At 58.3% G+C, this 10,325-nt stretch carries 12 protein-coding genes; 11 read left to right on the top strand and 1 reads right to left on the bottom strand.

Going from position 1 to position 10,325, the window contains the following annotated elements; genetic code table 11:
- Positions 1 to 7 precede the first annotated feature (7 nt).
- From DID98_RS02845 to DID98_RS02800, 11 genes are read left to right on the top strand one after another with little or no spacing between them, the layout of a single operon-like run.
- The gene (locus DID98_RS02845) at positions 8 to 346 is read left to right on the top strand and encodes a hypothetical protein (RefSeq protein ID WP_124570180.1); all 339 of its coding nucleotides are present in this window, start codon (positions 8 to 10) and stop codon (positions 344 to 346) included.
- On the top strand, positions 343 to 846 hold the full coding sequence (locus DID98_RS02840) for a hypothetical protein (protein WP_124570179.1): 504 nt from the start codon (positions 343 to 345) through the stop codon (positions 844 to 846). The genes DID98_RS02845 and DID98_RS02840 overlap by 4 nt, the downstream gene beginning before the upstream one ends.
- A gap of 47 nt (positions 847 to 893) precedes the next feature.
- The gene (locus tag DID98_RS02835) at positions 894 to 1,580 is read left to right on the top strand and encodes a DNA transfer protein p32 (RefSeq protein ID WP_124570178.1); all 687 of its coding nucleotides are present in this window, start codon (positions 894 to 896) and stop codon (positions 1,578 to 1,580) included.
- A 3-nt stretch (positions 1,581 to 1,583) separates the two neighbouring features.
- Complete coding sequence (locus DID98_RS02830; protein WP_124570177.1) at positions 1,584 to 3,065, top strand: hypothetical protein; 1,482 nt, start codon at positions 1,584 to 1,586, stop codon at positions 3,063 to 3,065.
- Positions 3,066 to 3,088: 23 nt separating this feature from the next.
- Positions 3,089 to 5,632, top strand: coding sequence for a lytic transglycosylase domain-containing protein (locus DID98_RS02825; RefSeq protein WP_124570176.1), 2,544 nt, complete (start codon positions 3,089 to 3,091; stop codon positions 5,630 to 5,632).
- Entirely contained in the window at positions 5,633 to 7,561 is a 1,929-nt protein-coding gene (locus DID98_RS02820) for a hypothetical protein (RefSeq protein WP_124570175.1), read from the top strand.
- A 27-nt stretch (positions 7,562 to 7,588) separates the two neighbouring features.
- On the top strand, positions 7,589 to 7,759 hold the full coding sequence (locus DID98_RS35695; RefSeq protein ID WP_185640816.1) for a hypothetical protein: 171 nt from the start codon (positions 7,589 to 7,591) through the stop codon (positions 7,757 to 7,759).
- Positions 7,756 to 8,124 (top strand): hypothetical protein, encoded by a 369-nt coding sequence (locus DID98_RS02815; RefSeq protein WP_124570174.1) that lies wholly within the window; start codon positions 7,756 to 7,758, stop codon positions 8,122 to 8,124. Before DID98_RS35695 ends, DID98_RS02815 begins: the two co-directional genes overlap by 4 nt.
- Entirely contained in the window at positions 8,121 to 8,585 is a 465-nt protein-coding gene (locus DID98_RS02810; RefSeq protein WP_124570173.1) for a lysozyme, read from the top strand. Before DID98_RS02815 ends, DID98_RS02810 begins: the two co-directional genes overlap by 4 nt.
- The gene (locus DID98_RS02805; RefSeq protein ID WP_124570172.1) at positions 8,582 to 9,139 is read left to right on the top strand and encodes a hypothetical protein; all 558 of its coding nucleotides are present in this window, start codon (positions 8,582 to 8,584) and stop codon (positions 9,137 to 9,139) included. The genes DID98_RS02810 and DID98_RS02805 overlap by 4 nt, the downstream gene beginning before the upstream one ends.
- Positions 9,136 to 9,402: a hypothetical protein gene (locus DID98_RS02800; protein ID WP_124570171.1), complete on the top strand. Its 267-nt coding sequence runs from the start codon at positions 9,136 to 9,138 to the stop codon at positions 9,400 to 9,402. The genes DID98_RS02805 and DID98_RS02800 overlap by 4 nt, the downstream gene beginning before the upstream one ends.
- Here DID98_RS02800 and DID98_RS02795 read toward each other — a convergent pair.
- Positions 9,399 to 10,154, bottom strand: coding sequence for an SGNH/GDSL hydrolase family protein (locus tag DID98_RS02795; RefSeq protein ID WP_185640815.1), 756 nt, complete (start codon positions 10,152 to 10,154; stop codon positions 9,399 to 9,401). The two genes, DID98_RS02800 and DID98_RS02795, sit on opposite strands and share 4 nt — an antisense overlap.
- Positions 10,155 to 10,325 lie beyond the last annotated feature (171 nt).

Genomic DNA, 10,325 nt, shown 5'->3' with positions numbered 1-10,325 from the left:
AGTGGCAATGACCACTATCACCCAAGTCCAGCTTGTAGCACCTCAGCAACTTGGCAATGCTGATGCCTCGGTCTACACTCCGCCTACGCAGACGACGGCCAAAATCGGCCGGGCGGTGTTCACCAACACCACGGCGAGCGCAGTCACGATAACTGCCGGTATCACGACCGGCGGAGCACTCGGAGCCTCGACGACCATGATTTCTGCGCGTCCTCTTGCCCCCGGCGAATCGTATGTATCGCCTGAACTAGCGGGCGTAGTCATTCCATTTGGTTCTCAGTTGCATGTTTATGCGAGCGCTGCCGCATCGGTGACCTTTACGGCTTCCGGGGTGACGATCGTATGAAAATCGCTATCGAATCTTTGACGCTCGAACTGGCTGAAGAGATTACCCCACTCGGGCAGCAATCTTGGGATGAGTGCTCGGAAATCAAAAAAGATACGTGCGCTTACCATGGTCAGCGTGGGTTGGCGATCGATCCGAATATCGATCAATACCTCTATCTGGCTACCCGAAATTGTCTGATAGTGATGACGCTGCGCAACGATGATGGCGCTCTGTGCGGCTATGCACTGCTGATTCTGTATTACAGCCTGCATCTGAAAAACGAACTATGCGGGAACGTGGATACCTTCTATGTGCAGCTCGAGCATCGTCGGTTCATGCCTAGGTTCATGTCACGCATCGAAGATGAATTGCGCGCACGCGGCGTAAGCATTATTGGCTGGCCGGTGACAGCAACCGGAAAGTTGTACGAAATTCTTAAAAGGCGCGGCTATATCGCAGACGATGTTGTCATGGAACTCAAGCTGAAAGATATCCAGGAGGACAAGTCATGTGCGTAGCGGCGGCAATTGGAGGTGCGACGCTTGGTTCCGCAGTGATAGGGTCGATGGGTGCTCAATCCGCCGCGGACACGCAAGCTGGCGCGCAGCAGCAGGCCGCGCAAACCCAATTGGACATGTTCAACACCATCAATGGTCAAGAACAGCCGTTCATGAAGGCCGGGTATGGTGCGACAACGGTATTAAATCAGTTGCTCGGCCTTACGCCTAATAACCCGGCGGATGGTCTTCCAAATGGATATCTCACTCAGACTTTCAATCCATCGAGCATTGCGAGTTCGCCTGGCTATCAATTCGCGCAGCAACAGGGTTTGCAGGCAGTTCAGAACGCAGATGCACCGAGTGTCGGTGCGCTGTCTGGACCTGCGCTCAAAGACATGCTGAACTTCTCGACGGGGACCGCGGAGCAGTACTACAACAACTATTTCAACCAGTTCCAGACGCAACAACAGAACATTTTTTCGCGGCTTGCGAATCTCGCTAATCTCGGGCAAAACGCGGCGAGCAATACCGGTCAGGCAGGAACGCAACTCGGCACGGGTGCCGCACAGGCGATCGCCTCTTCCGGAGCCTCGCAGGCAGCCGGCACGATAGGCAGTGCAAACGCGATTTCTGGCGGCCTCAACTCGCTCGGATCGACGTTGATGCTCAGTAAAATTCTCGGCGGTGGCGGCCTCGGCGGCGGTATGGGCGGAGATGCCGGCATTCCGGGCTGGACCCCGGCAGGGAGTTAAACGATGGCAGACTTCGGCGCGCCCGTTGCGGAACAGATTCAGGCACCCAATCCTAACCAGGGATTGCAGACTCTTTCGGGCCTGCTCGGCATCGCGCAGCAGCAGCAGCAATTGCAGGCCGGCGCGGCTGATGTCCAGATGCGGCAGCAAAGTGCTGCGCAACGGCAGGGCATCGCCAATATCGACTGGAGCAAGTACGACGACGGTACTGGCGTGATCAGCACCGACAAAATGTTGTCTGATCCGTCATTGCGCTCGGCGGCCGGCGATCAGTTTATGGATATTTTGGGGAAGGCCGCACAAACGCGCACGTCGCAACTGGCGAACAAGCAATCACTGGTGAATCTCAACAATGGTCTGCGCGATCAGTTTGGATCGATCGTGGGTGCGCTGCGGACCGATCCTGATGTCATCAAGGATACGCAAGCTGGTCGCCAGAAAGTCACCGATGCGGTTGCAGCCTTTGGTGCCGCGGGCGGCCCGGATGCGCAGCGCGTCGCGCAAATCTATGCGCCTATGGTGGCACATGTGCCACAAGGCCAACTCGCCCAAGGTCTGAGTACCGTCCAGCTTCAAGCAATGGATGCCTCGCGCCAGGCTCAAGCGCAATCCCCATCGTTTGTGAATACGGGCGGCGCGCTGACCAATGTCAATCCGCAGGCGGCTGGCGGCAATCTTGCAGGATCGCCGGACATCCCCACTACGCTGTCTCCGGAAGCGCTCGCTCAGCGCGTGCCGGTCTTCCAGAATGGCCAGCCAGGCACCGTCTCACTCGGATCGATTACGCCCGGTACTCCGGGTTATGGCGCCGCGAATAGTCCATTCGGCACGGGACGGCTCGGATCTCAGCCCGGATCGAATTCATCCTTTGCTGCGAATGCCGCGCCGATCGGCACGCCGGCTGATGTGGACTGGATGAAAAAGGATTACCAGAGCGTTGCATCCGATGCTTCCACCGCGCAGCAGCGGATCGGGCTTTACAACAACGTCCAGACGCTATCGAAACAGGCGCTCACGGGACCACAAGATCGCCTGTCGTATGCGAACAGCATCCTCGCACTCATTGGCGTTCCTGCTGCGCAAAATCTCAACGATGCATCGGTCGCGCTCAACAAGAATGCCTCGATGATCCAGCAGGCATTTGGCGGGAACACCGACGCGGCTAGAGCAGTGGTTGCGCACTTCACGCCGGGCACCGTGATGCCGGACAAGGTGAATCAGGAGATTTCCGAGTATGGCAAGGCCAACGCGCAGATGCAGCAGTTCGCGCAGAAGTATCTGCAGAACGCGTCGAATGGAACGGACCCGGCTGCGTACAAAAACGCCAAGGCCGATTTCTCCCTGATCGCCGACCCGCGGGCATGGGAGTTTCAGAACAAGTCGCCCGCTGATCGCGTCGAGATGTTGCGTGCCATGACGCCGCAGCAGCGCGCCCAATTTGGCGAAACGTACAAGCGCGCGAACGCATTGGGGGCATTCCAGTGAGCCGCGACGTATTCGATCAGGCAATGTCGAGTCTTGGTGGCGGCAGCGGCGCGCCGGCAGCACCTTCGTCTTCGCCTGCTGCGTCGTCAGCTCAGACCGCCTCTCCGTCAGATCCCTATGGCGCGTATATCGCACATGCATCGCAGGTCTATAACGTCGATCCGCGCCTGATCCGCGCCGTCATCCAGACCGAATCGAGCGGCAGGCCGAAGGCGGTCTCGGATCAGGGCGCGGTTGGCCTGATGCAGGTCGAGCCTAGCACTGCAAAGGGCATGGGATACAAGGGTGATCTGACAGACCCACAGACGAACATCAACGCAGGCACGCAGTATCTGTCGCAACTTCTTGACCGCTATGGCGATCCGCAAAAGGCGCTGATGGCCTATCACGGCGGATTCGACCAACGTGGATGGGGGCCGTTGACGCAGGCTTATCCGGGAAAGGTGCTGACGAACTTCAACAAGCTGCCCGCGACTCAACCCGTTGCCCCTGCGGTCCAGGCGACTGCGCCCGCTCAGCAGCATCAAGATGCATTCGATACTGCAATGGCGGGAGTCAATGCACCCGCCGCGCCCGCGAAAACGCCTGCCGCTGCACCCGGCGAAGGTATGCCGACTGCGCCCATGCATCCGACGACTGCCGCCCAGAATGGCTCGACATGGTCTGACATCGCAGAGAAGGGCGTCGGCAATCTCGCAAGCAGCGTAATTGGCATCGCCGGGGCTGGCGCGCGACTTGTGGGCGCAAACGAATTCGCCGACAAGGCGCAGGCGGCACGCGCTCAGATCGAGCAGCAGATGGCGCGCGACACGAACAACAGCCTCGCTGGGAAGGCGGCTGGCGTCGTCGGCGGCGCACTGCCCTATGCCACGTTAGGCGGCGCGAGCATTCCGGGCGCAATGGCTGGCGGTGCTGTTGCGGGTGCTATCCCCGCCATTGCCGATAACCGGTCGGGCGTCGAAACGACTCAGGGTGCGCTTGAGGGCGCCGGATTCGGCGCAGGTGGCGCACTGGCTGCAAGGGCAATCGGTGCGCTCATTCCATCGATGAGTCATCTAGTGGGCGTATCGAAGGCGGCAGATTCTGGTGCGCCGGCTGGAGCGGCCGCTTCTGCCGGTGGATCTCCTGCAGCGGCCGCCGCTGGCGCCCGTGGCAGCGCCGGTGCGGCGGGCACGTCATACGCCCAACAGGCTGCCGCTGAAGGCGTGCCGGATGCGTTGGTGCAGAAGATCGCTGCGGCGGAACAGAAGGGCACACTGAACCCGACGTCTGCCGAACGGCATATCGAGGCCGGTTCGCTGCCGGTGCCGATCGAACTGACAGCCGGCCAGGCGAGCGGCGATGTGCGCTTGTTGTCAGAAGAGCAGAACGCCCGCGGCAAAAACCCGGAACTGGCGAATCGCTTCAACGCGCAGAACGGGCAGATCGTCGACAACCTCACCGCGATCCGGGATCAGGTCTCCCCGAACGTCAACGTGCCGTCTGGCGCTCTCACTGGTCAGGCGCTCGTCGACGCCTATAAGGAGATGGATGCGCCGATTCAGCGGCACATCTCCGACCTGTACGCGCAAGCGCGCGGCGCGAATGGTGCGCCGGCATTGGTCGACGCCGCGCCGCGGATGAAGGACTTCGCGTCCGAGATTGGCCCGACGCGCTTCAATGCACTCCCCTCGAATGTTCAGCAGATCTTCCGCGATGCGGCGACGAATCAGATCTCACTGCCGGCCGGATTCGAAGTCAATGGCTCGTCCTTCCGCCCCATGCATGTTAGTGACCTGATGGACATTGACAAGACGCTCTCTGGTGCCATGCGAAGCGCGACCGATGGCACCGTGCGGCACGATATCGGCCTGTTGCGCGATCACATCGTCAGCTCCGACCTTGATCCGTCATCGGCCGGTGCGGATGCCTTTGCTGCCTACAAAGCCGCGCAAGGAGCCGCGCGTGCACGCTTCCAGGCGATGGATGCCGATCCCGCCTATAAGGCTGCAGTGAATGACATTACGCCGCCCGGCGAGCCTTCGCCGCTGGCGGATGACTTCGCGCGCAAATACGTCGCGGGCGGCAAGACGGCCAATGTGCAGAACATGCTGCAAAACCTGTCGAACGATCCGGTCAATCGCGAGCTCGTCGCATCGGCATTGATGGATCACCTCCGCGCGCAAGCGGGCATTGATCTTCGTACGGGTACGGGAAACGTCAGTCAGGCTGGCCTGAACAAGGCAATCCAGAATCTCGGCGACAAAACTGGGATCGTGCTCGGGCCAGAGGCGGCGCAAACCGTCGACAAGCTCGGCAACGTGGCGCGCTATACGCAACAGCAGCCCCGCGGCAGCTACGTGAACAACAGCAACACCTTCGTCGCATCGGTTGCGGGGGCAGCCAAGTCTGCGGCCGAAGGAGCTGCCAACGTCGCGGCGCACGGTGTGCCGGTCGGCACGTGGACACGTCAGGCGATCGAACGACGCGCCGCCGCAAAGGAAGTTGCTCGCTCGCTCGAGCCTGGCGCCGGTCTATCCGCAGTACCCCTCAGCGAACTCATGAAAAAATCTCGGGGAACCCCGTAAATGAGCACCCAAGTCTTCCTCGCGCCGACGCCGATTCTGGCCTTTCTGAATAACGCCGGCCAACCCAATGCAGGCGGCAGCGTTCTCACGCAGGTTGGTGGCGTCAACTATCCTACCTATCAGGATGCAGCCGGCACCACGCCTCTGCCTAATCCGATCCCGCTAAATTCGCGCGGCGAAATTTCTAACTCATCGGGGATTTCATCGCAGCTCTTTCTGGCGGCAGGCGTCACCTATGTCTTTACGCTCTATGATGCGAATGGCAATCAGATCAACCAGGCAACATGGGTAGCATCTAGTGCGCTTCAGGCAAGTGAATACGCCAGTAGCAATCTGGCGCGCTCGGTCGATTCGATGGCGGCAGCGCGAGCATTGAACTCTGCGGCATTTCCGCGGGTTCATTTGACCGGCTACTATTCGGCGCGTGATGGCGGGGGAGGTGCGGAATATTGCCTCGATCCGAGTGATTCGACTTCGCCTGACGATGGCGGCTCAATCTATATTGCGGCAGATGGCGGACGTATGAAAATCGTCCCACAAGCCATCTATGGATTCAAGCAGTGGGGCGCAAAAGCAGATAGCACAGGGATTGGGATAGGGACTGACAATCATCCAATGATCCAAGCGTGTATTGCGTTCGCCGTGGCGAATGGCGCTGATGTGTATGGTTTCGGTCAGTTCCGCTCCAGCGCAGGTTTCACGATCGATTACAGCTCCGACACGACGCTTTCGGGCTTGCGCACCGCCATCAAAGGCGGCGGATCGCGACAGACCGTCATCAACTTCGATAACGGCGCATTCGATGGCTTCCATATCACTGGTAACACTGCTGGTGGCGCCATCAGCATGATGCATGTCGAGGGGATCGGTCTGTTCAAGACAGATCGCAGCAACACGGCCATTACTCTCACGAGCCATTCGCATCTGACGACGAAAGACGTAATGTGCCAAGGGTGGAACCTCGGCATGTCATGTGTTGATGTGCAGGAATCGTTCTTTGAGAACGTCTATCTGCTCTATAACAATGGTGGCTTTCAGTGTGCAAAGAATACCTTCACGCAGCCGAACGCGCTGTCGTTTATGAATTGCACATTCGGTCTGAACACTAATTTTGGCGCAGATTTCCAGAATCCGTCTGCGCTCGATTGGCAAGGCGGTTCGATCGAATCTAACGGGACCAGCAATTCTTCGGGTACCCTGAATTCTATTTGGGGCGCACGCATCATCATCAACACAGCGCTCACCGAAGGATCCATTTCAGCAAGCTTTAATAGCGCCTATATCGAGAACAACGGCAGTGCGACGAATGGTGTTGGTTCAGCCGACATCTGGTATGTCAACTCGGCATCTAATTCCATGCTGACCGTGCAGGACTGCACGTTCCAACGTCATTCGCTTTACTGCACCAACAATATCAAAATCGATACGTCCGGCGGCTTCAAACATAAGATCCGGCTGCGCAATGGTCACAAAGGGTATGCCGACTACACCGCATCGTCCAGTCGACCCTACTGGCAGGTTTTGAGTGCAACAGATAATGTGGAAGTCGATGACACAGGGTCTTCATATGATAATTCTATCGAAGCGCCGAATCTGACTGGCTCAGCAAATATGGCGAATTCGATGAGGTGCGCCCAATCGAATATTGGTGGGTATGTCCGCTTCAATGGAACGAACGGCAGCATCGTTTCGTCATTTGGCGTTGCGTCGGTGACGCGCACGAGCGCTGGTACTTATACCGTCAGTTTCGCACGCAATCAACCTAATGCTGGCGCACGTTGCTACCAGAGCATGCTTAATAACGATGGAGTATGCGAGCTGACAAGCGAAAATGCGGGAGGCGCCGTTTTCGTAACTAAAAACCTGTCCGGGGTGGCTGCTGATTATACGACAGTTATGATCAGTTGGATTGCTGATCCCGCCATCTAAGAAATGACTCACATGAACGGGGGAAACATGAACAGCCATCACGCAGTATTGCAAAGCGCCGCGCAGATCATGCCGCCGTGGCTTGGTGTTCTGATTGGCCATCTAGCTAGCGATATCACGCTTTCGAACATCGCTCTATTGGCTTCCATTGCCTACAGCGCTGTCAATATCTGGGCGCATTTCAGGAAGAAAAAATGAGTCACGAAATCAGGTGGCTCGATGAGCCCGAAGCGCACGATTACACTGCGGCACTCTCGTATCTATCTCTGCATGTGCCGATCAAAATGGCCGGAGATTTTGTGCATGCGTTACGCCAAGCAGGTATGTCTGAGTTCAAGGCGAAGGACATTTTCAGAGCGAGCGGGTTGCCGTTGTTGAGCGATTCGAACAGCCACGTCAAACGCAACCTAGAGAAGATCGAGCACGGCAAAAGGCTATCTCCAGTCCTGCTCGTGCGCGGCACGATGCTGACAATTGCGGACGGATATCACCGCGTCTGCGCCGTCTACATGCATGACGAGGACGCGATGATTCCTTGCAAGATCGTTGGAAGTGAAGCATGAGCTGGCTTGAATTCGCGGTAGGACTAGCAAAGCAATTCGAGGGATGCAGTCTGACCGCCTACCCCGATCCGGCAACCCATGCCGATCCGTGGACGATCGGATATGGTGCGACCGGTTACGGCATTACGCGCGACACGGTATGGACGCAGGACCAGGCCGATGCCGATCTACAGCAGCGCATGAAGGCGATCGGCATCCGAATCGATCAGATCATCACGGCGCCAATCTCGGATGAACAGAAGGGAGCGCTCTGCGACTTTGCCTACAACATCGGTATCGGCGCGCTCCAACACTCGACGCTACTCGCAAAGCTGAATTCCGGTGACATGCAGAGGGCCGCCGATGAATTCCCCAAATGGGATATGGCCGCCGGTCGCGTCATTGCCGGTCTTCAAAAACGGCGCGATGCAGAGCGCGCGCTTTTCATTCTCGGTTCTAATTTTTCGGGAGCTCAATCATGAGCGGATGGGATAGCGCACTGAATGTCGTCAAAACACTGGCGCCGACGATTGCAACGGTACTTGGCGGCCCGCTGGCTGGGGGCGCGGTTGCTGCGCTCGAGCATGTATTCGGCATCGCGCCGAAACCGGATGCCTCGACCGATGACCGGCAGGCAACGCTCGCCGCAGCAATAAGCGGCGCGACGCCTGAGCAGCTCGCAGCGATGCGCAAAGCCGACCAAGACTATGCTGTCGCGATGGCTCAGGCTGGCTTCAAGGATACCGAGACGCTCGCCAGTCTGGCAGTGCAAGACCGCGCGAGTGCGCGCCAGATGCAGATCAGCACGAAAAGCTGGACAGCCCCATTCCTCGCGATGTTTGTCAGCATCGGCTTCTTCGCAGTGCTCGCGGTGATGATGTTCGTTCCGTTGCCCGCGCCGGCGCATGATGCCTTCATGCTGATGCTCGGCTCGCTCGGAACCGCGTGGGCCAGTGTGATCGCCTACTATTTCGGCAGCAGCGCATCGAGCGATCGCAAAACAGAAATCATTGCGCAACAGGGCGGCCAATCATGACCAAGCTCGGCCGCTACCTGTTGAACTGGCTCATCTGGCTCGACGAAGGCGCCAACGTGGCGCGCGGCGGCGATGCGCATGAAACGATATCGAGCGTAGCCGGCAAGGCCCAAATCAAGGGCGAACGCTGGGCCTGCATTCTCTGCGGCTTGCTGGACAAAATCCAGAAAGACCACTGCAAAAAATCGATCATGCCGGGAATCGGTGCAGAGGCAGTCATTCCAGATGCGATCACGCCCACGAACGTCGATAACGGGGCCTAGTGTAGTGCTGCAACGATTGGCGCAAGCACATCATATTGCTGCTGTGCCATCATCTTGTAGCCGGTATCAGTCGGGTGTAGGCCGTCTGAGAGCAACGCCTGCCAGTCAGGTTGATGCCCGATCCAGTTGTACTGATCGATCACTGGCACGCCCATTTGCTTCGCGGCATCAATTGCCGCGAGCGAATAGGTGGCGATGTCGCCCTCATGTACGCCGGTTGCAGGGCTTGCGTCTTCGATCACTACGTACTTGCCCGCGTTCTGCGCGATCATCGTGAGCTGGTAGAGCGTCTGCTCGAACACGGCCGGCGTCTCGCTCCGGTTCGTCGCGTCATTTGCGCCGAAGCTGATCACCACGATCTGCGCTTTCGATTCGGCCATGCGTTGCGCAAACGGTACACCGAAGCCACCCGTGCCGTTCAGCAGATCAAGCGCCGTCGAGTGCCCAATGCCGTTGTTCAGCGTCTGTACCTGCCAGTTGAAGAGTGTGCGCAGGTAGGTCGGCATGTTGTCCGGCGCCTGCACATAGTCCCCATTGACCAGCGTCGCGCCATACGTCTTCGAATCGCCATCTTCCTCGATCAGGACCGTAGGCGAATGGATAATGGGTTGGGTGGTCAGCGGGAGAGTCACCCTTTGCTGCACTGCCGTGACCGCTGGCGCGCCGTCTCCACCGCCGCCACATGCGGCGCATGCGAGCAGTACTGCAACGGCCAACGAAAAACGAAATGCCCCGACGAAGTTCTTTGCCATGACGATCTCCTTGCGCGATGATGGAAACCGCCGATTCGTTGTGTCGCAACAACAAAAATCGGCAGTATTTGCACAAGGGGGCATATGCGGGGGCATCCGAGAAATTCGAACTCATCGGACGCCAATGCCAGAAAGGCGCAGAGACTTCAATATGGATCCGGCCTCACGCAC

The sequence above is a fragment of the Burkholderia sp. Bp8984 genome, assembly GCF_003853755.1.
Lineage (GTDB): Bacteria > Pseudomonadota > Gammaproteobacteria > Burkholderiales > Burkholderiaceae > Burkholderia.
This window is presented reverse-complemented; position numbering and strand designations above follow the sequence as displayed.

Bases quoted from the DNA above. Each gene is read 5' to 3' on its own strand.
- DID98_RS02825 (WP_124570176.1), top strand. From the start codon at position 3,089: ATGTCGAGTCTTGGTGGCGGCAGCGGCGCGCCGGCAGCACCTTCGTCT.
- DID98_RS02840 (WP_124570179.1), top strand. From the start codon at position 343: ATGAAAATCGCTATCGAATCTTTGACGCTCGAACTGGCTGAAGAGATT.
- DID98_RS02815 (WP_124570174.1), top strand. From the start codon at position 7,756: ATGAGTCACGAAATCAGGTGGCTCGATGAGCCCGAAGCGCACGATTAC.
- DID98_RS02805 (WP_124570172.1), top strand. From the start codon at position 8,582: ATGAGCGGATGGGATAGCGCACTGAATGTCGTCAAAACACTGGCGCCG.
- DID98_RS02795 (WP_185640815.1), bottom strand. From the start codon at position 10,154: ATGGCAAAGAACTTCGTCGGGGCATTTCGTTTTTCGTTGGCCGTTGCA.
- DID98_RS02810 (WP_124570173.1), top strand. From the start codon at position 8,121: ATGAGCTGGCTTGAATTCGCGGTAGGACTAGCAAAGCAATTCGAGGGA.
- DID98_RS02800 (WP_124570171.1), top strand. From the start codon at position 9,136: ATGACCAAGCTCGGCCGCTACCTGTTGAACTGGCTCATCTGGCTCGAC.
- DID98_RS02830 (WP_124570177.1), top strand. From the start codon at position 1,584: ATGGCAGACTTCGGCGCGCCCGTTGCGGAACAGATTCAGGCACCCAAT.
- DID98_RS02820 (WP_124570175.1), top strand. From the start codon at position 5,633: ATGAGCACCCAAGTCTTCCTCGCGCCGACGCCGATTCTGGCCTTTCTG.
- DID98_RS02835 (WP_124570178.1), top strand. From the start codon at position 894: ATGGGTGCTCAATCCGCCGCGGACACGCAAGCTGGCGCGCAGCAGCAG.
- DID98_RS35695 (WP_185640816.1), top strand. From the start codon at position 7,589: ATGAACAGCCATCACGCAGTATTGCAAAGCGCCGCGCAGATCATGCCG.
- DID98_RS02845 (WP_124570180.1), top strand. From the start codon at position 8: ATGACCACTATCACCCAAGTCCAGCTTGTAGCACCTCAGCAACTTGGC.